Source organism: Ottowia sp. VDI28 (genome assembly GCF_049532675.1).
Classification (GTDB): Bacteria; Pseudomonadota; Gammaproteobacteria; order Burkholderiales; family Burkholderiaceae_C; genus Ottowia.
This window is the reverse complement of record NZ_CP149820.1, coordinates 1,557,980-1,577,925: the sequence shown is the minus strand read 5'-3', so window position 1 is coordinate 1,577,925 and position 19,946 is coordinate 1,557,980. Positions and strand designations below refer to the sequence as shown.

At 60.3% G+C, this 19,946-nt stretch carries 19 protein-coding genes; 2 read left to right on the top strand and 17 right to left on the bottom strand.

Features of this window, described 5'->3' with window-relative positions; translation table 11 throughout:
* Nucleotides 1-84 precede the first annotated feature (84 nt).
* The 11 genes from WJU18_RS07445 to WJU18_RS07395 form a co-directional block, all read right to left on the bottom strand.
* On the bottom strand, nucleotides 85-780 hold the full coding sequence (locus WJU18_RS07445) for a hypothetical protein (protein ID WP_423459470.1): 696 nt from the start codon (nucleotides 778-780) through the stop codon (nucleotides 85-87).
* 32 nt (nucleotides 781-812) lie between these two features.
* On the bottom strand, nucleotides 813-1,397 hold the full coding sequence (locus tag WJU18_RS07440; RefSeq protein ID WP_423459469.1) for a hypothetical protein: 585 nt from the start codon (nucleotides 1,395-1,397) through the stop codon (nucleotides 813-815).
* A 671-nt stretch (nucleotides 1,398-2,068) separates the two neighbouring features.
* A complete protein-coding gene (locus tag WJU18_RS07435; protein WP_423460958.1) occupies nucleotides 2,069-3,559 on the bottom strand; it encodes an argonaute/piwi family protein in 1,491 nt (496 codons plus the stop codon).
* Nucleotides 3,534-4,850: a DUF4365 domain-containing protein gene (locus WJU18_RS07430; RefSeq protein WP_423459468.1), complete on the bottom strand. Its 1,317-nt coding sequence runs from the start codon at nucleotides 4,848-4,850 to the stop codon at nucleotides 3,534-3,536. Before WJU18_RS07430 ends, WJU18_RS07435 begins: the two co-directional genes overlap by 26 nt.
* A gap of 961 nt (nucleotides 4,851-5,811) precedes the next feature.
* Nucleotides 5,812-6,795 (bottom strand): Bug family tripartite tricarboxylate transporter substrate binding protein, encoded by a 984-nt coding sequence (locus tag WJU18_RS07425; RefSeq protein WP_423459467.1) that lies wholly within the window; start codon nucleotides 6,793-6,795, stop codon nucleotides 5,812-5,814.
* Nucleotides 6,792-7,193 (bottom strand): carboxymuconolactone decarboxylase family protein, encoded by a 402-nt coding sequence (locus tag WJU18_RS07420; protein WP_423459466.1) that lies wholly within the window; start codon nucleotides 7,191-7,193, stop codon nucleotides 6,792-6,794. Before WJU18_RS07420 ends, WJU18_RS07425 begins: the two co-directional genes overlap by 4 nt.
* 289 nt (nucleotides 7,194-7,482) lie before the next feature.
* On the bottom strand, nucleotides 7,483-8,286 hold the full coding sequence (locus tag WJU18_RS07415) for a TauD/TfdA dioxygenase family protein (protein ID WP_423459465.1): 804 nt from the start codon (nucleotides 8,284-8,286) through the stop codon (nucleotides 7,483-7,485).
* Nucleotides 8,283-9,317 carry a zinc-binding dehydrogenase gene (locus WJU18_RS07410; RefSeq protein WP_423459464.1) on the bottom strand — a complete coding sequence of 345 codons (1,035 nt, stop codon included), beginning with the start codon at nucleotides 9,315-9,317 and terminating at the stop codon, nucleotides 8,283-8,285. Before WJU18_RS07410 ends, WJU18_RS07415 begins: the two co-directional genes overlap by 4 nt.
* A 33-nt stretch (nucleotides 9,318-9,350) precedes the next feature.
* Entirely contained in the window at nucleotides 9,351-10,325 is a 975-nt protein-coding gene (locus WJU18_RS07405; protein ID WP_423459463.1) for a Bug family tripartite tricarboxylate transporter substrate binding protein, read from the bottom strand.
* 37 nt (nucleotides 10,326-10,362) lie between these two features.
* On the bottom strand, nucleotides 10,363-10,950 hold the full coding sequence (locus WJU18_RS07400) for an RBBP9/YdeN family alpha/beta hydrolase (RefSeq protein WP_423459462.1): 588 nt from the start codon (nucleotides 10,948-10,950) through the stop codon (nucleotides 10,363-10,365).
* Nucleotides 10,947-12,008 carry a 3-keto-5-aminohexanoate cleavage protein gene (locus tag WJU18_RS07395; protein WP_423459461.1) on the bottom strand — a complete coding sequence of 354 codons (1,062 nt, stop codon included), beginning with the start codon at nucleotides 12,006-12,008 and terminating at the stop codon, nucleotides 10,947-10,949. Before WJU18_RS07395 ends, WJU18_RS07400 begins: the two co-directional genes overlap by 4 nt.
* A gap of 144 nt (nucleotides 12,009-12,152) precedes the next feature.
* Between WJU18_RS07395 and WJU18_RS07390 the strand changes: the two genes are divergently transcribed.
* On the top strand, nucleotides 12,153-13,163 hold the full coding sequence (locus WJU18_RS07390) for an AraC family transcriptional regulator ligand-binding domain-containing protein (RefSeq protein WP_423459460.1): 1,011 nt from the start codon (nucleotides 12,153-12,155) through the stop codon (nucleotides 13,161-13,163).
* Between the two features lie 100 nt (nucleotides 13,164-13,263).
* Nucleotides 13,264-13,818: a carboxymuconolactone decarboxylase family protein gene (locus WJU18_RS07385; RefSeq protein ID WP_423459459.1), complete on the top strand. Its 555-nt coding sequence runs from the start codon at nucleotides 13,264-13,266 to the stop codon at nucleotides 13,816-13,818.
* A 49-nt stretch (nucleotides 13,819-13,867) separates the two neighbouring features.
* Here the strand turns inward: WJU18_RS07385 and WJU18_RS07380 are convergent, their stop codons facing one another.
* The 6 genes from WJU18_RS07380 to WJU18_RS07355 form a co-directional block, all read right to left on the bottom strand.
* Nucleotides 13,868-14,809 carry an SDR family NAD(P)-dependent oxidoreductase gene (locus WJU18_RS07380; protein ID WP_423459458.1) on the bottom strand — a complete coding sequence of 314 codons (942 nt, stop codon included), beginning with the start codon at nucleotides 14,807-14,809 and terminating at the stop codon, nucleotides 13,868-13,870.
* A gap of 52 nt (nucleotides 14,810-14,861) precedes the next feature.
* Nucleotides 14,862-15,791 carry a Bug family tripartite tricarboxylate transporter substrate binding protein gene (locus tag WJU18_RS07375; RefSeq protein WP_423459457.1) on the bottom strand — a complete coding sequence of 310 codons (930 nt, stop codon included), beginning with the start codon at nucleotides 15,789-15,791 and terminating at the stop codon, nucleotides 14,862-14,864.
* Between the two features lie 137 nt (nucleotides 15,792-15,928).
* Nucleotides 15,929-17,110, bottom strand: a complete 1,182-nt coding sequence (locus WJU18_RS07370; protein ID WP_423459456.1) for an alpha-hydroxy acid oxidase — start codon at nucleotides 17,108-17,110, stop codon at nucleotides 15,929-15,931.
* On the bottom strand, nucleotides 17,107-17,925 hold the full coding sequence (locus WJU18_RS07365) for a Bug family tripartite tricarboxylate transporter substrate binding protein (RefSeq protein ID WP_423459455.1): 819 nt from the start codon (nucleotides 17,923-17,925) through the stop codon (nucleotides 17,107-17,109). The genes WJU18_RS07370 and WJU18_RS07365 overlap by 4 nt, the downstream gene beginning before the upstream one ends.
* 189 nt (nucleotides 17,926-18,114) lie before the next feature.
* A complete protein-coding gene (locus WJU18_RS07360; RefSeq protein WP_423459454.1) occupies nucleotides 18,115-19,053 on the bottom strand; it encodes a fumarylacetoacetate hydrolase family protein in 939 nt (312 codons plus the stop codon).
* A 2-nt stretch (nucleotides 19,054-19,055) separates the two neighbouring features.
* Nucleotides 19,056-19,922: a TauD/TfdA dioxygenase family protein gene (locus WJU18_RS07355; protein ID WP_423459453.1), complete on the bottom strand. Its 867-nt coding sequence runs from the start codon at nucleotides 19,920-19,922 to the stop codon at nucleotides 19,056-19,058.
* Nucleotides 19,923-19,946: the final 24 nt, after the last annotated feature.

Below are 19,946 nucleotides of genomic sequence, written 5' to 3'. Positions count from 1 at the left end.
GGAGCGGCCGGTGGCGTTAAGAAAGAGCGGTCATTCAACACTCGAACTCACCGGCTACCGAAAACAGTTCGGTGGAATGAAAAGTTAGATGCCTGGTGATTCAGAAAGCTTCGGTGCTCTGGTCGCCTTTCCATCTCTGACCATCCGATCGGCGATGCGCCTGCAGAAGCCTTGCAAATGCCAATAGGCATCCCGCGCCGCCTTAATCTCGTACGCAATGTTTCGTCGAAGCTCCGCATGCAAGTGGATGGCGTTTCGTAATGAATAGACCTTGACGATGACCTCATAAATTGATTGGTCAATTAAACCTAGCTCCAGGGCTGCGGCCGCCTTCTCTTCAAACACGATTTTTCGCTCATCAATCGCTGCTGACTCTAATTGGTAAACGGCAATCTCTCCGGTCGGCGCGTAGGTGTCTACGATCTTCTGCTTGATCGCGCCGGAGATGTTGATCTTTTTGCGAGCTTCGTAAGTTGTGATCCGCTTTACGGGATCTGTAGTCGCGTAGTCCTGAAGGAGAACGTGATGAAGTACGGCTTCGTAGATCGATGCATACAGCAAAATCTGAATTCGGACTTCTGCCGTGAGGAGCCAGTCTCTGGCCTGCATTCCTTCAAGCAGCTTGTAGACATATCTTGCTGACTTGAACTCTTCTTCAAGCCGTGTGCGGAGGTCTTCGTCTGAAATGAACCAGAAGTACTCACTGTAAAACGAACCATCTCCGGTGTACCTCTCTATGTACTCGTTGATGGACTTCTGAACTGATTCGGAGAATGGCATTGAAATCCCTGACAGTTGGCTGGAATGGGTGGTTATGCATTGAGTAGTTTGAATGCTGAAATATTCTCTATTAATTTCTTAAACTCTCTGGCAGGCTCCATCACAGAGTCAGAAAACCCAAAGCTACTAATAATTGCACCCATAGCTGAACTGCCATGCGCTGTATGGGTAAACCTGCTTGCATCTCGGCGTTCGTTTTGGGCTTCGCAGAAGAAGGCATGAAGAGAAAGGATACGATCTAGCTCTCTTTGAAGCTTCCACATCGCCTCAAGTTCGGGCTCTGTATATGCGATGGCGACTTCACCCAAATTGGCTCGCCAAGCATCTGTTGTTAATGGAGGGAATGGGATACGTGAAGCTTGGTCAGCGAGTTGGGCGTAGAGGAACGACCCATCCTCTGAATCCCAGTTTTCCTTTCTTTCCAGAATTGCATTCCAAAATTTCTGAATAAGGGAAACGTTATTTTTCGTTTCTAACTCGATGAGTCTGCGTACTGATTCCTTTTGTTTCTTGGCCTTCCGTCGCGATTTAAACCACTCTGAGGCTTGGCCAAGCAGAAAACCAAGCAACACAGCCCCTAGAGTAGTAATCGATCGCATTGTTTCCAGGTCGCTCATGGTTTCCTTTCGCTTGCATAACGTAATGTAGGCCGCAACAATCTGCAGGCCATATCTGGCGCTTGCAGTCTAAATTGGAAAATCAAAGGCCGAGGAATGGCTTGCAGCCTCGCTCAGTGGTATGCGAGCTATATGAATTTATATTACCAAAATCAGTCATCAAACCCTCCTCCTGCTTCTTCTGTTGCCTGCCCAGCCCAAGATCGGGCTCGCCAGGAATACTAAAGCTCCGACCTGACATCGCTCTGAACGGCTGCTTGGTGCCGCTACTCAGAAAGACTGCTCAGGGTCGGCAGCACCTGTTCATGAGCCGTGAGAGCGGACTTCCAGCAGCCATCAGCGTACTGACGGTCACTGTCCACTGCTCACCTGAAACCCGTCATTGGACAACTGCCAGCGTCAATGCTCGGATGGCCGTTATGAAGCAGTAACCGATAGGTCGCGATGCGGCTACGAACAGCGGCAATCGCTGCGCAGCCGACCTACGAGTCTGAATTCGGCTTCAGGCTGAATGCAGTCCATGACGTCATGCCCGTGAACTAAACCAGCAGCAACTGGATGTCAGCCTCAACTGTGTTGATTCCCGCGCAGAAATGACACGCTAAACTCCAAAGCTCAGGTTTACGTGGATATCAACAGACTAGGAAAGTCCTGCCTAAATTCAAAGTCAATCACATATAGAAGCTATATTTTGGCTGCACAACCCCATCCGCCGCGACATATTTGAGAATCTTGCCGACTTGGCGGGCAACCCGCATAGTGATCGGCTCACTCCCATCGAACTGCGTGTTGTTCCAGTTAAGCTTTGTCAACGCCAAAATCTCCTCGGCAAGGTTGCGAGGGCTTTCATCGCCTTGAGCAATCTTGAATCGAAGCGTGCGTGGAACATACATGCCCGGAAATGTGGAGTAGTAGGGAACGCTCCCTTTTGTATACAACACATGATTGCGGTCATCGAGACTCAGCAGCGTCCCCCGCAACGGTGGATAGCTGCCCTCCCGAAACAGTCGCGTGAAACTCTTCTCCACTACGAGGAAGTCAGCGGTGTCGAGCCGCTGATCCTCGACCGCTCGATTGAAGCCTGACAACTCATCCGCGCTGAAGTTTGAGCTCTTGTGCAGAACCAAACGTGCGGGCGAGTGCTTATGCTCCCGCCGATACTCTGTGAGGGCATGAACGATCAGCGCGAACGCATCTTCACTGGACAGATGCGGAATCGGGTCGTCCTTCTTCAAGGCCACTGGCTTGCCACGCACGATTACGCCCTCACCTCGTTCGTCATAAACCTGAGCCATGCTGGTCATGAGGTTGACCTTGTCTAGCGAACGATAGAAGTTGATGCCGACGAAACATGTCTTCAGGTCATTCGGATTACGTACGATCCGCCAAGGCCGATAGTTGGCCTTGTAATACAAGGCGATATGCAGATTCCATGCGCGGGTAGCTTCATCTTGAAGCTTTCGCTTTCCGTCGAGCTTGTCTATCTTCGCCTTCGCGGTTGGATCGTAGGTGGTTGGCAGCACGAGCTGAATTGGTTGGCCGAACTTCATGGCCGCCGCCTTCAACATGTGATGAAGGTCTAGGTCAGTCCCGTAGGCCAGCTCTTCATTTTCTCCTCGGGGTGCCTCCTTGGCCTTTGCCTCCTCGCTGTCATCTTCGTCGTCATCCAGCCCCACAAGCTCGGGAGGTAGCGCGACCAGGACGACAGCAGGCCGGATTTCCTCCGACAAGGCTCTGACCTCATTGGCCAAGAGCTCCACGCCGCGAATCAGCGCGCCGTAATGGGCGTGGTTGGAAAGTTCGCGTAGCTCTCGAGGCGGAATGACGCGGCACGATGCTTCGTCAATCTCGAAGGAGGCTTGAAACGGCGAGTGATCCCCGAAGCCGGGAAAGTCTGGAAAAAGGTTTGGCTGCCGACTTTTCTTCGCCTCAACGCCAGTTGCACATCGCTCAAGCCAGCGGCGCAGCCCTTCTATGGTCTGCTGAGTGCCAACGATCCCGATCCGAATGCGACGCACGTCTTCATCCACCGTGTCTAGGGGACCATACATCCTCAGGCCTTGCCTGATGTCCACGTGGCGGCCGTGTCGGCCGAACTCGAGCTCTGGCTCTTCAAGAAAATCTAGTTTCATGTTTTTAGAAAAGGCCGAGAGGAAGTTCATTGCCGGCAAGTGGCGCCTCTTCGTCTCCTGCGGTCCAGGCCGCGTCATCTAAGCCACGGTCTGACTGGAACGTTAGCGGCTCCCCAAAGCTGAGGTAGGGATACGGTTCGGCAAAAAGGTCCGTTGTTTGGGTCAGGACTTCGGCCCACATACCCAACTGGCCAAGTACCGCGTTGTTGCGTTCGAGGCGTTTGATGCCAGTTGTCCATTCGGCTGCATACTTGCTTGGCTTAATGGCATCAGGCCCTGTGAAGATGTAGGTGGGGCTGACCTCCAGATACCAGACATTGCCGTACCTGGCGAACTGGGCGTTCATGGCCGAGTGCCTATGGCCCATGACGTGGCTCTTCTTCTTGTTCACCAATACCTTCACGACCTCTCGTGCGGTGAGTTTCTTCTGCCCTTGATAGCTGAGCATGGTCGGGCTGCCAGGCTCCTGCGCAGGGAAGAAGTAAACATTAGAGTTTTTGTCGAACAACACTCTTCCTGGCGAAGTTCGGAGGAACTGACGCAAGCAGCTGTTCAGGAGCCAGACAAATTCGCGCTGAACGACTGGGTCCTTTGATGCAGACCACTGTTCGACAGGGAAATCTTCGACCGTTCCTCGGTCGCACAGGAAAGAGTATTGGGGATCAGTCAGGTCACGCACCGTCAACACCTGCTTGCTGCGGACCACATTCTCAAAAATCAACTCTCGTCCCTTAAGGGCTTGCCCCATCGCTTTGGGTTGATGGTGCGGCGTCTCTGCCAGGAATAGACGGGACGGCAGAAATTTGACCGGGATCAGGTTGCTGATGAGACGCTCTGGGCGCCGCAATGCAATACCTCGCACGCCTTGAGCCTGCGTTCGGACAAGCTCAGCAAGTCCGGCTGCCGCGCTGTCGTCGAGCCGGTCCCGACTTTTGACAAAGTGGAATTTGCGCTCTCGGACTTTCCCAGAAGGATCGCGAACAGGGAGCCAATAAACCTCGTTAGTGCGAGGCCTCGATAGGACAAGGATCACCGGGACGTTGTGCTGCAGCCAGTAGTCCACATCGCGCTGACGCGCCCGGTAATCAAAACCCTCATCGGTCTCGCCTTCGAAGTTGGAGACAGCCTTGCTCTGAACTTTGAGCGACAACCCCGATACCACACCTGAGGCGGCATCTCGGATCTCTATCTCACCATCAATGCCTGTGTCATGCTGAGATGTCGGTCGCCAGACGTATCCCATCCTGGAGACAGCGAGGCTGATAAGGGAGGTTCCTTGTTCACCAAGCAGTTGTTGTTCCGTCAGCTTCTTTTCTGACATCCTCTTTCCGTCTCCCTAGATGATTCTGCGAGCGGGCAACTGTTCCCAAGCAGTTGGCAGGACCATGCGTCCAGAAAACAGCTAAGGGCTCACTCTACCGCATAAACGAGCAGGCATGCCTACGCAGCAGCACTGCCCTCGGATGTACCCCGACATATGCCATCTAATAAATCATGCGGAACATCAGCCGCCAAGCCTAGATGCTCAGCGGGCTTGACATAGCGCCTGTTGGCATCCCCCTATATCTCAGCAGGGGCTGATCTGCCAAGGTCCGCTTCTGAACCCACAGTTGAAATTTGCGCCCAAACTGCAACGGTCAGCAATCGCTGCCAATTAGTCCTCAAGTTCTTGGCGACTGCTTCAGGCTGGCTGCTGTCATGCGCTGCGGGCTGAGATGCGGTTGTCGACCCTGAGCTGCCATGCAGATGAAAACGCAAAAGCCGTCATTCAGCCGTCTGAAAATACAAGACCCAGGAGTCCGACGGGCTTCAGGTTGGTGCGTTGTACATTATGTTAGGTGCCGACGATGCCTCGGTCAACGATCTCAATAGCTCACTCCGATGCCAACGCTCTTGAAATCTCACTCGACATCTTTCCCGAAGGAGATGGAAGAATTTGCAGAGTCGCACGCAGTCCGTTTCGGCAATCAGAGCTGCGGCAAATTCGGCGAATAGTCACAAAACTGGAAGCAGAGATTGAACGTAACTGCGAAGAACTCAGACCCCACTTGCCGCACCATGTTTGGCTCTGATACAGCAGTACATGTTTTTTGTAGCTTCGCCCCTAGAAGGCTAAAATGCGCAATCCTCGAAGTCCTAGCGCTTCTGATTCATGTGACGACGCCTTCCCTTACGGTCATTTCCGCGCAAGCGAAATCCAGAGGGCGTTGAAGGGGTGGACTGGATTCCCGCCTGCGCGGGAATGACGAGCGCTGGTTATCAGTATCTGACTCAGGGATGCTCTACGGCTTGTAGTTCACCGACCTGAGTAGCTCGCCAGTCGATTTGTAGTCAGCGGCCAAACTGGCGGACAGCTCCTCCGGTGTACGAGGCTTCTTGACGTTGACAGTCAAGCCCAAGCCCGTCAGGCGCTCCAGAACTCCAGGCTGCGCCAGGGCTTTCAGCGTCTCACTGCGGATTCGCTGTTGTATCTCATCCTTCACGCCCGGCAAGGTCCAGAGCCCCATCCAGGAGATTCGGCTCATGCTCTCGTACCCGAGCTCCGCAAAGGTCGGCACGTCCGGCAGCGCTTCAAGGCGTTGCGCGGATCCGGTCGCGAATGCCCTCAGTTTCCCGCTCTTGACCATGGGAATGGACGTGACCGGGGTATCCATCATGAACTGCACGTTGCCGCCGATGACATCCACCAATCCCGGCGTGGAGCCGTTGTACTGCACGATGTTCATATCAAGCCCGGCCAGCTTGTTGAGCTGAAGGCCGAGCACGTGGGACATCGTCCCGGGCGAATAGGAAGCGATATTGATCTGCCCCTTGTGCGCTTTCACGTAGCTGATCATCTCCTCCAGATTCCTGGGCGGCAGCTTGACGTTGCCCACCAGTACGACGCCGAACCCGCCAAGATCGACCAGGGGCTTGAGGGCCGTGAACGGGTCGTACTTGGGCTTGAAGGTATAGGGCAGCTCCGACACCAGCGAACTGATCGACAGCAGGAAGGTATGGCCATCGGCCGGCGCCTTCAGGAAAGCATCCATGGCGACGTTCCCACCCGCTCCGGGCTTGGGGTCCACCAGCACCGGCTGCTTGAGGCTCCTGGAGAGAGCCTCACCGACGGTCCGCCCCAGAATGTCAGCTGTGGCGCCGGGCGTGCCGACGACGATGATGCGGATGGGCCGGTCCGACAGCGGCTGGGCCTCAGCCATGATCGGTACAGCGGCGCACACACCAGCCAGAGTGGCCAGCACGGTCATTGCAAAACGGCGCTTCATGCCTGGCCTCCTTGCGCGGGTTCCCGCTTCTGCATCTCATCCCGCAAGATCGGGGCCGCCAAGCTCATCGTGTGCAAGCCCAGTGAGGCCGTCAGTTGCAGCACCGCCAGGATTTCCTGGGGCTTGACTCCGATATCCAGGGCGCGGCGGATATGGCGGCGCGTTCCAGGGGCATACATGTGGGTCACGGAAGCATCGATCGCGATGCAGACCAGCTCGAATATCTTCGGATCGAGCACCGACGGATCCATGCTCATGCTGACAGTGTGCATGAACCGCTCCGTCCATTCGGGCTGTAACTCCGCCATGGCTTCCCAATCCGCGTTCCAGTCGCCCACTTCCCGCATGGCGTTGCAATGCGGCGTGGCTGTCTTTTCCATATTCAACTTCATATTCATGTCGATTCCTTGGCTTTGAAACCTGCGCCAGCGCGCCTCATACGGGTTCGCATTCAATCCATAAGAACCGTTCGGGCTGAGCCCTTCGACGGAGCTCAGGACAGGCTTGTCGAAGCCGAGCCTGTCGAAGCGCGGCACCCGGCTTCGACAAGCTCAGCCCGAACGGTTAGGGGGTAATTTGAGTCCCCATATAAAGGCTCTTCAAACCCCCTGTTCGATTCTTTCGCCGCCCTCGCGGTGAATATTCGCTCAGCGTGAACGGATTAATATTCTTGAACGCGACTCGGTATCAGGCGGGCACCTCGCCCTTCAGCGTCACCCGGTTCAGCACGCGCTCCTGGCTTCCGTAGTCATGCACCGCGTAGTGCATGGTGCAGCGGTTGTCCCACATGACCACGTCACCGGCGCGCCACATGTGGCGGTACACGTTGTCCGGCTGTGTGCTGTGCTGGTACAGAAACTCCAGCAGGGGCCGGCTCTCGGCCTTCGTCATGCCTTCGATGCCCAGCACGTTGTCGGCATGGCCGATATAGAGCGCCTTGCGGCCGGTTTCCGGATGCGTGCGCACCAGTGGGTGCACCGCCGAGGGCGCCTCCGACTCGGGAACGCCCTGGAAGCGGGCTAGCCGCACGGCGCGGAAGTGCACCCGCAGGCCTTGCAGCATGCGTTGCATCACCGGAGACAGGCGCTCGTAGGCAAGATACTGGTTGCTCCACATCGTGTCGCCCCCCGCCGGCACCACCTGCGCGCTGAGCATGGTGACCTTGGGCGGCACAGGGGTGTGGGGCGCGTCGTAGTGCCAGGCTTCGGTCGAAACGAGTTCCTTGGGGGCCGTCTGGAGCTGGATCACTTCGGGGTACTCCCCGAGCTGCAGCTTGGAAAGCAGCGCGGGAACCACTGGTTCGCCCCACAGGCGGGCAAAGGCGAGCTGAGGTGCCGGGGCAAGGCGCTGGTCGCGGAACACCAGCACGCAGTGGCGCAGAAATGCCTCGCGCAGTTGCTCGAACTGCTCGCCGGTCACGGGCTCCGAGAGCGAGATGCCCTCGACCGAGGCACCGACCGACCCGGTGAGAGGGGTTGTCTTCAGTGTCATGCCATCTCCTTCGTCGCCCGCGGCGACATGGGTTGTGTGCCGGCTGCCATGGCCTCCTCATGGACAGCCAGAACGATCTTGCCGAAATGCTGGTCGCTGGCCATGTAGGCATGGGCCTGCTCAATGTCGCTTAGCGCAAAGACGCGGTCAACCGGCAGCTGGAGGCGGCCTTCGCGCAGCAGCGGCAGCACGTCGCGCGCGCATGCCTCGATCAGGCTGAGCCGCTCTTCCTCGGTGCGGGTGCGGAACGTGGTTCCCATCACCTTCAGGCGGTTGACCCACAGATGCTTGATGTCGACCTGAGCGGTCTCGATACCGCTCATGCGCGCAATGATGACCAGCCGGCCGTGCACTGCCATGCTTCTCAGGTTGGCGTCGAATACCGAGCCGCCCAGCGAGTCGATGATCACGTCCACGCCCCGTCCGCCTGTGATATCCCTCACGGCCTGCACGATGTCCGGCTGCGAAGCGTCGATGGCGTGCGTGGCGCCATATTCGTGCAGCCGTGCCAGTTTTGCCGCCGAGCGCGATGTGCCGATGACCTGGCTGGCGCCGAGCTGGGAAGCCAGCTGGATGGCGGCCAGGCCGACGCCGCCGGTGGCGGCATTGACCAGCACGGTCTGGCCGGCGCGGAACTCGCCGTTGGTGACCAGCGCGTCGTGCGCGGTGATGAACACGTTGGGGAATGCGGCCGCCTCGGCCCACGACAACGTGGCAGGCATGGGCATCAAGGCGCGCGCCTCGGCCAGCACATATTCAGACTGGCCTCCCCAGCCATGGCCGGAAACGCGATCGCCTTCGCGCACGCTTCGCACCCCCTTCCCGACCTGGCTGACGATGCCGGCGAACTCGATGCCTGCCAGGATCGGCACTCCGGATCTGGCTTCGCGCACGCGGATCAATTCACCCCGGTTCAAGCCCGAGGCCATCACCTGAACGACCACCTGACCGGGACCTGGCGCCGGACAAGGAATTTCCCGGACTTCCAGGTGGCCGCCCTGCGGGCCTGGAACAATCATGGCTGCTTTCATGGTTGACTCATTTCCTTCAAGGTTGGCCAGGTTTCACTGCTTCAGGACGAACGTGCGGTTCAGCTCGCCGAAGTGGTCATAGTCCAGCTGAAGGCGCTGGGCGAACTGCTGCGGGGAATCCGGAACCACCGGCTCGAAACCCATCCGGGCAATCTGCTCGTGAAACTGCGCCAGACCGGCGACACGGCGCGTGGCGGCGTAAAGTTTCTCGACGATGGGCGCGGGCACCTTGGGAGAGACCGCGATGCCCTGCCAGCCGGAGAAATCGCTGAACTCCGGATAGCCCTGCTCGGCGAAAGTCGGCACCTTCGGCATGCCGGCATAGCGGGTGGTACCGGCGATGGCCAGCGCCTTCAGCTTGCCGCCCTGCAGCAAGGGCCCCGAGGTGACCACACTGTCGAGGATCAGCGTGACCTGCTTGGACATCAGCGCGTTCAGGGCAGGCGGCGTACCGTAATACGGCACGTGCTGCATGTTCACGCCGAGCTTACGGTTGAGGATTTCACCACCGAACTGCGCCACCGTTCCAGGACTCGGTGAGGCAAAGCTGCCCTTGTCCGGCTCGGCCTTGAGCAGGCGCGCCATGCCGGCCAGGTCATTCGCGGGGTAGTCCTGCGGCACGACCAGCACGTAACGGTACTTGGAGAGCGCGGCCACGGGCCGCACGTCCTTCATGGGGTCGTAAGGCGGCTTCATGGCGTGCGGAATCTCGGTGAGCACGTTGGAGCTGGTGTACAGGATGGTGTTCCCGTCGGCCGGCGCGTTCAGCATGGCCTGCACGCCGATGGATCCCCCTGCGCCGGCCGTGTTCTCCACAATGACCGTCTGGCCGATCTCCTTGGACAAGAAGTTGGCGAAGACGCGGGCAGGCACATCCATGTTTCCGCCGGGCGGTGCGGGAACGATGATCTTGACGGTCCGCTCAGGCCAGGCCTGTGCCAGCGACGCGCCAGCCAGGAACAAGGCGGCGAGCACGGAGCGGCCAACCACGTGGATCGAAGCTTTCATTGATGTCTCCTTGAGTAGTCTTATGCGGGATGCTGTTTCATGGGCCGCTGGATTCCGGCATCGGCGCGGGAAGCGCCAGCTCGCGGACCAACTCCAGCGCGGCGGGCCAGAGGCCGAAGCCGGAAGCCGGATTCAGGTGGCCGCTTTCTCCCAGGTCGACCAGGCGGGCGCCCCAGCCGTGCGCCAGTTCGCTGACGCCTTCGTAGGAGCCCAGCGGATCGTTGCGGCTCGCCGCCACGATGCTGCGGAACGGCAGCGGCGAGCAGGGAATCGGCATCCAGCCGTGGCGCTGGAATTCAGCAAGATCCGGGAACTCGGAGCCCAGCGGGCCCGCGAACAGCGGCGGCGTGGCCAGCAGGGCGCCGTGGATGGCGGCGCGGGTACGCTGGGCCCAATGCACCGTGGCGATGACGCCGCCGCTATGGGCCACCAGCACCACAGGGCCCTGGATGGCCTGGACGGCATCCTCGATCTGCACCAGCCGGGCAGCCAGGTCGATGTTCCTGCGGCCCAGCGCCGGTAGAGACACCGCGCCCGGCCACTGGCCGGCGAGGATGGCTTGCCAGTGGCCCGGCGCTTCATCGCGCAGCCCGGGTACTAGCAGCAGCGTGGGCTTGAAGCTCATGCGGCCACCATCCGTTCCGCCAGCCCCGGCCGGGCCGGACGGCGGGCGCTGGGGTAGCGCAGCTCGGAGATCGCCTGATCCACCGTCTCGTATTGCTTGCCGATCTTGAAGATCGTGCGCGCCTCCTGGCCCGACGCGATCTCCCGGCCCATTTCACGCGAGATGCGCACCAGTTGCTCGATCTGCTTCACACTGCTGATGTATTCCCCCTTGGGGCCCCAGAGCGTGTCCTCGATGCCGCACCGCACGTGCAGGCCCATGGCGATCGCCATGGCGTTGATCGGCAGGCAGGCGCGCATCTGCGCTTCCAGCGTGAGCGTCGCGCCATCGGGGACGAGGCGGATGAACTCCATCATGCTGTAGGGGTCGGGGTTGTCGAAGCCGCCGCTGAGCGCGACCCAGTTCACATTGAGCGGACCCTTGTAGATACCCTGCCTGACCATGCGCTCGAGGGTGACGAGCCCTGACTTCATGGTGATCTGGAAATGCGGCTGGATGCCGTTGGCGGACAGCTGCGCGAGGTGTTCCCTCAGCCAGGCCGGCCCGGCGGGCACGATCATCTCCTCATAGGCGTCGTAGACCGCCTTGCGCTCGAACGAGGTTCCCGCCCGGTCTTCGGCGGTCATCAGCTCCACCATATTCATCTGGCCGGTGTTGATGGCCACGGTGACCTGCTCTGGCGTGGGCTTCAGGCGCGCCAGCATGTGGCGCGTCTCGTCGCTCAGCCATTCGGCCGCGGCGCCCTCCTCGACGGGTGCGAAGGAAATCGAGCCGCCAACCTGGACGATCATGTCGGGCACCGCCTGCCTGATGCCTGCCAGCACTTCGTTGAAGCGGCTGAGATTCTTGCAGCCGGAGCCGTCGTCCTCACGGGCATGAAAGTGAAGCACCGTGGCGCCGGCGTTGTAGCAATCCACCGCCTTCTGCACCTGCTCTTCGATCGTGATCGCGATGTCGGAAGGGAAATCCCCGGGCTCCCATTGAGGGCCGTAGGGGGCAGCGGTAATGACCAGTTTCTCCTGGTTTTCGGGCAGCAGAGCCCCGTCGAGGAAATGCATGGTGTTCCTTGGCAGCTGCGGAGTCTGCGATGGCAGGCTGGTGACCGCGCTTGCCGCTATGATGCGTACCACAGCCTCTACCGAATTGATCCGTTGTAACGGCAAATTGATTAGTTGTCTCAAGCGAAAGCGAAGGAAAACGCCATGACCTTGACGTCGCACCTCATCCGCAGCGCGTGCCTGACGGGGTTCACGGACTTGGCGCAATCCGCCGGGCTAGACCCCTTCGCGATGATGTACAAGGCAGGCCTGCCGCGCCGCTGCCTCGATGACAACGAAACCCTTGTAGCCATGGAAGCCGTGTGCCACCTGCTGAGCGATTGCGCGCAGGCTGCGGAGATGGAGGCCTTCGGCCTGAGGCTGGCCAGCCGCCGCCGCATTTGGGAACTCGGGCCGGTCAGCCTCGTGATCAAGCAGGAGAGCTCGGCGCTGACAGCGGTCAAGACACTGCTCAGCTACAACCGGGTACTCAGCGAGGCGCTGCTGGGCCGGGTCGACGAAGAAGGCGATGTCGTCGTCATCCGCGAGGAATTGATGCTGGGCAAGTCAGTCCCCACGCGCCAAGCCATAGAACTGACGGTGGGCGTGATGTTCCAGGTGCTGCGCGACCTCCTGGGGCCCGGGTGGGCACCTCGCCTGGTCTGCTTCAGCCACCGGCCGCCGCGCGACCTGCGCTTTCACCGTTCTTTCCTGGGCAAGAACATCGAGTTCAACAGCGCATTCAACGGAATCGTCTGCGCGGCCACCGACATGGCGCTTCCACTGACCCCGTCGCAACCCGGGCTTGCCAGCTTCGCGCGTCACTTTCTTGACACCGCGCTAAGCCAGCGCAAGCCCGCGCGGCGGGAAACCGTCCGCCATCTGATCGCGGCCCTGATGGGCAACGGCCGCTGCACGGTCGACAAAGTGGCGCAGCATCTCGGTGTCAGCCGGCAAACGCTGCACCGGCAACTGAGCCAGGAAGGCGAACAATTCAAGTCCGTGCTGGAGTCCGTCCGGCGGGAAGTAGCGGTCAAGCTGTGCAACGACAGCGACCATTCTCTGGAAGATGCCGCTTCAATGCTGGGTTTCTCCTCGGCAAGCGCCTTTGCGCATTGGTTCCGCGCCAGCTTCGGCACCAGCTTCATGCGATCCCGCCGAGCCGGCAGGCCATGAGACAAAAGAGCAATTCGATGTTACCGCTGATCAATTTCCCTTGATCGGCCAGCCGCATGATGCCGCTGTTTACGCAGACACGCCAAAAGGAAGCATGAGCATGGGACGTATGAAGATGGTGGACACGGAGACCTCCGATCCGGAACTAAAGGACGTCTTCGAGAAGATGAAGCAGCGCGGCACGGTGCTGAACGTCTACCGGATGTTGGCCTGGTCCCCCGCGCTCGCCAAGGTCTGGGCGCCATTCGCGCGAGGCCTCCGCAACGAATTGTCGGTTTCGCGCAGGCTGCGCGAGCTGCTGATCGTGCAGATCGCCTGCCGGCATGAATCCAGGTACGAATACGGGCACCACGCCCATATGGCATTGACGGAAGGCGTCACGCAGGCGCAGCTGGCCTCATTGCCCAACTGGCGTGACAGCGGGCTGTTCGATGCCGACGAATCCGTGGTGCTGCAGCTCGCGGACGATCTGACGCATGCCAGCGGCGCAAGCGCGGCCACCATGAAGGCCTTGCAGGAGCGCTTTGGAGAAAAGCACACCATCGAACTGCTCGCGACCGGCGCGTTCTACTGCAGCGTGGCGCGCATCGTCAACTCGCTGGACTGCGAACTCGAGCCCGAAGCCGCCCAGCATGTCGTACCCCCGTTAGCTTGAAGGCAGGGGCGGTCTGCTCAGGCTGCCCGACGCCGTTCAGCCGTGTGGTTCAGGCGCTGAGAGACGGCACGAAGCCGTCGTGCGCCGCGCCGGCACGGCCAGCGGCATGGTCCCTGGCCAGGGCCATGTCGATATAGGACCCAAGCTGGGGCGTTGCCAGGCCCCCGTCCACCAGGATCTCGGTCGCCGTGACGTACTTCGATTCGTCGCTGGCCAGATAGAGCGCGGCATAAGCGATGTCCCACACCTCACCGCTGCGTCCCATGGGAATCACCTGATTGCGCAGCGCCATGACTTCGCGGAGCCGGTCGCCCCCAAAACCAGCCGTGACCCGGCGCAAAATGGCGGCCGTCTCGATCATCCCTGCGATGACGCAGTTGGATCGGATGCCCTGCTCCACATGCTGCATGGCGATGACCTTGCTCATCTGCTGAAGCCCTGCCTTGGCCGCCGCATAGGCCACCATGGTCTGCCGCTGGTAGGCATTACCAGCCGCGCTGCTCAAGTGAACCAGCGCCCCGCTTTTCTGGCGGCGCATCACCGGAAGTACACATTTGGAAGTGTTGAAGGCGGAAGTCAGGTTGAAGTCCAGGTTCTCGCGCCATGCCTCGGCGGTCATCTCCACGACGCCGCCAGGCTTGCCGCCGCCAACGTTGTTATAGAGAACGTCAATGCGGCCATATTGATCTTCGCACTGAGCAATGGCTTTTTCCACCTGCTCCAGTTGAGTGGCATCGGTTACCGCGCCGCTGAACCTGCCGCCCATGCCTTCGACCACGCCCCTCAAGGGTTCCAGCGCCTTCGCTTTGTGGTCTATTGCGAAGATGAGAGCACCCTCGCGTGCGAACAAGGCAGCCACGGCATTACCTATGCTCCAGCCGTATCCTACCGACCCCGCGCCTGAAACCACGCAGACCTTCCCGGCCAGCCGGCCTGCCAAATTCCGCTGCGGAACATCCGCCACTTGTATTCCTGCTGCTTGCCGAGTCATTCATCCGCTCCTTTGGAAATAGTCCAGCTTCTGTCCGATACGCGCTCGCGCCTTACTCAGGAACAATGCCTGCCTCCCTGAGGCCTGCCATCCATTTGGCTACTTCCTTGACTTGAAAATCACGTGTTTCCCGAGGGGTCATGTTCGCGGGTTCAAAACCCAGTCCGGCCAGCTTTTCCTGCACGTCTTTCTGGACCATGGCATCTCGGAGAGCGTGATTGAGCTTGTCGACGATGGGATCAGGTACGCCCGCCGGGGCGAAAAACCCCATCCATGGAATCATGTCCACGTCTGCGACGCCCAGCTCCTTGAGCGTGGGCGTGCTGGGTGCCAAAGGCGTACGCGCGCTGCCTGCCACGGCGATCGCCCGTACACGGCCGTCCTGCACGGCAGGCAGCATCGCCTGTGCCTCGGCGAACATGAGCTGAATATGTCCGCCTGCCGTGTCGGTCACGGCCTGCACGTTGGCCTTGTAGGGCACATGCTGCATCTCGATACCAACTGCCTTGCCGAAAGATGCGGCCGCCAGCCGCGCGGACGCAGAACCTGCACCGAATGAAATCTTGCCCGGGTTGGCTTTTCCGTACTGCACCAGCTCCTTCAGGTTCGCCGCCGGCAGCGTCTTCGAGATGATCAGCATCTGGTATGCGTAGCCAACCATCCCCACCGGCTTGAAATCGGCCAGCGGATCGTAGGGCACCGATTTCATCAATCCCTGAATCGCCGCATGGCTGGTCGTGGTGCCAGCCATGAAGGTGTATCCGTCAGGGTTGGCCCGTGCCACGCGGCGCGAACCGATCGTGAGGTTGCCTCCCACCACGTTCTCCACCACCAGCGGCTGGCCGAGCGTGTCTTTCATCTTGTCGGCGATGATCCGCGCAGCCACATCGGTGATGCCCCCTGCCGCTGCGGGCACGACAAGCAGAATGGGTTTGGTGGGGAAGTCCTGAGCTGCCCCAGAAGCAGATGCAAGCAATCCCACAAGGAAGGCTCCAGACAATCTGAGAATGGCTTTTTTCATCGCCGGGCCGCTCCCAAGGTGAAAAAGCACCCCCTCGGGGGGCAGCGGACCGCGCGAAGCGGGGAAGCGTGGGGGCCATTTTTCATGATCTCTCCCGTTCACAGGTAAGGAATCCGCTCGACCCTGCAGCAAGAGGGCTTGATCGCGCCGATCGAGGAGCAGCCCACGAAGCCGAGCACACGATCGATCTCGTCGCGCAACATCGCCAACGCGTGGCGGGCACCGGCCTCGCCGCCCACCGCCGTGCCCCACATGGCTGCTCGGCCCACCATGACGGCATCGGCACCGAGGGCGAGCGCCTTTACCGCATCGCTGCCTCGCCGAATGCCGCTGTCCATCAGCACTGTCATTCGGTCGCCCACGGCTTCGGCGATGGCCGGCAGCACATCGAGCGGCGCGGGCGCGTTGTCCAGCGTGCGTCCGCCGTGATTGGAGACCACTACGCCGTCAGCACCGCAACGCAATGCCTGGCGGGCATCCTCCGGGTGGGTGATACCTTTGACGATCAGCGGCCCCTCCCACATGTCGCGCACTGTCCTGAGGTCATCCCAGGTCAGCGCGGGGTTCTTGGGCATCAAACCGGTCTTGCGCATATTTGCCGTCATGGATTGCTGCAAGGCCTTCGGCAGGTTGTGAAATCGCGGCATGCCCGTCGTGACCAGGTAGCGCCCGATCACGCCAGCCCCCCAACGCGGGTGTGTCAGCACATCCGCGACGTTGCGCAGATTGGGGCGCAACGGAATGGTGAAACCGTTGCGCAGGTTGTGCTCACGGTTGGGCGTTACAGTCGTATCTACCGTGACGATGAGGGTGCTGTAACCCGCCTCCCGCGCGCGAACCACCAGTTCGTGCGACATGGCCTTGTCCGGAAAAAGATAGAGCTGAAACCAGAGGTCGGTATCGGGCGCGGCCTCCGCCACGCGCTCCATCGAGGTGATGGAACCTGTCGACATGCAATAGGGAACACCGGCATGGCCGGCCGCGCGGGCAGTCGCCACCTCGCCCTCATACCAGAGCAGGCCCGCGGCACCCGTGGGGGCAAGGCAGAACGGTGATGCCTGGCGGCGGCCGAACAAGGTGATGGCCTGATCCCGCTCCGACACATCCACAAGCGGCCGTTGGTACAAGCCGACCCTTTCGAAAGACGCATGATTGCGGCGAATGGCTGCGTCGTCTTCCACACCCCGATCGATGAACTCGAACAGCCCATGCGGCAAACGAACTCGTGCTTTTTCGCGCAGATCATGGAAGTTGTAGCCAAAGCGCGGATCGAAGCTCACTGTGGATCCATCCCTGCTTTGCGCATGATGGACTGGATATTGGCGTATTGATCCGTCACCAGGTTCTTCAGCATGGTCTCGTCCCCGGGTTCCACATAGATGCCGGTGGCTTGAATAGCGTCCTTCACCTCCTTGCGGGCCAGCACTGTGCGCAGCGCGCCGGACAACCGGGCGGCCACCGCCGGTGGCGTACCCGCAGGCGCCCAGATCGCTGCCCAGGCAGGCGCGTCGAATGCCGCCAGGCCGGTCTCTCCCGCCGCGGGCACCTGCGGGAACTCATGTGCGCGCTTGGCCCCCAGTGTCGCAATGACATAGGCCTTCTCCGACTTCACAAAGCCATCGATCGGCCCGATGCCGTAGTCCACCACGCCACCAGACACGTCCACTTGCATGGGCACAAATCCCTTGTAGGGCACATGATTGAACTTCACGTTGCCAGCGGATTCCAGCAACAGCGCCGCCACCTCGTACACCGTGGCCGTGCCGGTGGTACCAAAACTGACCTGGCCAGGCCGCGCCCGCGCGTCTTCCAGCACATCGGCCAATGTCTTGCCTTTCTTGCCCGGGCCACCAAAGAAAACAAAGGGGGCACGGCCGATGAAGCCGATAGGCGCGAAATCCTTGACGGGATCGTATCCAACGGTCTTCATCATGGCCGGTGCGATCACATGGGTGGAACCCGTTCCAAAAAACAAGGTATAGCCGTCGGCAGGCGCCTTGGCCACGAAACCCGCGCCAATGGTGCCCGACGCTCCGACCTTGTTCTCGACCACCACCGGTTGCTTGAGATCTGCCTGCAGCGCAGTCGCCAGCACGCGTGCAGTGACATCGCTTGAGCCCCCGGCCGCCGTCGAAACGACAAGACGAATGGGGCGGTTGGGAAATCCTTCCTGGGCGTAAGTGGCGACGCCCCCAAGCAGGCCGCAGCGCAGAGCAGTGCGCGGATGGAATAGTTCATGAGCTTGTCTCTTTCTTTTTTATGGCGTCATGTTCAGGGCGCCATGTCAGACGATGCGGGTTTCCAGCACACCAATCTGATCCACGCCAGCGTGCACGATGTCGCCGGGCTTCAGGAAAAACGGCGTGGGATCAGGCTTGCGATGCAGCGCTACGCCGTCGGGTGTTCCGGTACTGATCAAGTCCCCTGGTTCCAGCCCCGCATGGGACCAGAACGCGACCATCTCGTCGAAGCCGAAAATCAGATCCTTGCAATCGGAATGCTGCCGCCGTTCGCCGTTGACCTCGAGCCACAGGACCAGCTCCGTGGGGTCAGGCACCTCGTCAGCGGTCAGGATGTAGGGCCCCACCGGACCGAAGCCGGGGAAGTTCTTGCCTATCAGCACCAGTTGATTACGCATCTCGGCCAGTTGCCACTCGCGCGCTGAAAGATCATTGAACACCGTATAACCGAAGATCGCCTCGCGCGCGCGGGTGCGGCTAACATTGAAAAGCGGCTCCCCCACGACCACAGCGATCTCGACCTCGTAGTCGAACTGCAATACATCTTGCGGCCGAGCAACCGTGGCCTTGTGAGGCACGAGTGCGCGCCCCAACTTGATGAAGCCCGTCGGAAAATCGATGTGGAAGTTCGCACCCGCTTGCGGATTGCCCTGGATGCTTTCCATTCGGTGCCGCCCGAAGTTGCGCCCCGCGGCAAAACAGGACCTGGGAGGAAGCGGCGTCAGCCATTGAACGTCGTCGCCGCGCAGTTGCCAACCTGGCTCCAGGCGCGAGCCAGCCCAGGCCTGCAGTTCGCGAATCGCATCCATCCCCTGTGGACCAGCACCAACCAATGCTTCCATCGTCGAAGCGACCGCCTCCCCCTTCCCGCGGGCAGCCAACGCACGCGGCACATCCACGATAGACTCCGCCCCAGGAAGGCCGGAAACGATGCCCAAGGAGGCCGTCAGGCTCCCTGGAATCTGATAGCGCGCCAGCTTCATGCCTAGACCACCGGCTCGAGTTCGCGCGCTGAACACCAGCGCAGCTCTCTCCGGTATTTCTGGTCGTCGAACGGGCGAGACCGATGCAAGGTGCAGCTGTCGTCCCAGATCAGTAGATCCCGTGGCTGCCATTGGTGCACATAGCGGAATCTCGGCTGAGTCGCATACTCCACAAGCTCTTCCAGCAACTGCTGCCCCTTCTCCTTGGGCCAGCCAATGACATGAGAGGCATGGGCCCCCATGTAGAAATGCCTGCGCCCGGAGCCGGGATGCAGCCGCACCAGCGGTTTTTCCGAAGGCGGCAACAGCTTGCGCGTCTCCTCGTTGAAGTTGGTATAGCCCACCTTGGCCCGCGAGGCATAGACACTGTGCTCTACACGCAAGCCTTCGAGTTCGCGCTGGCGCTCCGCCGGCAAGGCCTCCCAGGCAGCCCGCATGTCGGCGAACTCCGTATTCGGCGGGTCAACCTCGGGCAGCACACGGGCTGACAGAATGGTCACCCGCGCAGGCGGCTGGCGCATCGACATGTCCGTGTGCCAATGGAGGTTGGCCTGGAGATACAGGCGGCGCTCATGTTCTTCGCTCATGATTTCACCCTTCTCGTCGACATTGGAAACGTCGTAGAAATAAGGGTTCGTCATGCGGCTGTTGTTCAGTTGCGCCGCCGTCGCGTTCGGTGGCCCGAACCAGCGTATCAACTGCTCCTGCTGCTCGTCCTCGATGGGTTGATCGCGAAAGCTCAACACGCCATGACGTGCAAGCGCGGCTTCGATTTCGGCGTACTGCGCCTCCGTGAGAGGCTGGCGCAAATCGACACCGGACACCTCAGCACCGAATCCCGACGCGGTCGGTTGTACCTGGATAGGCATAGATTTCCTTGAAAATAGGGAGCC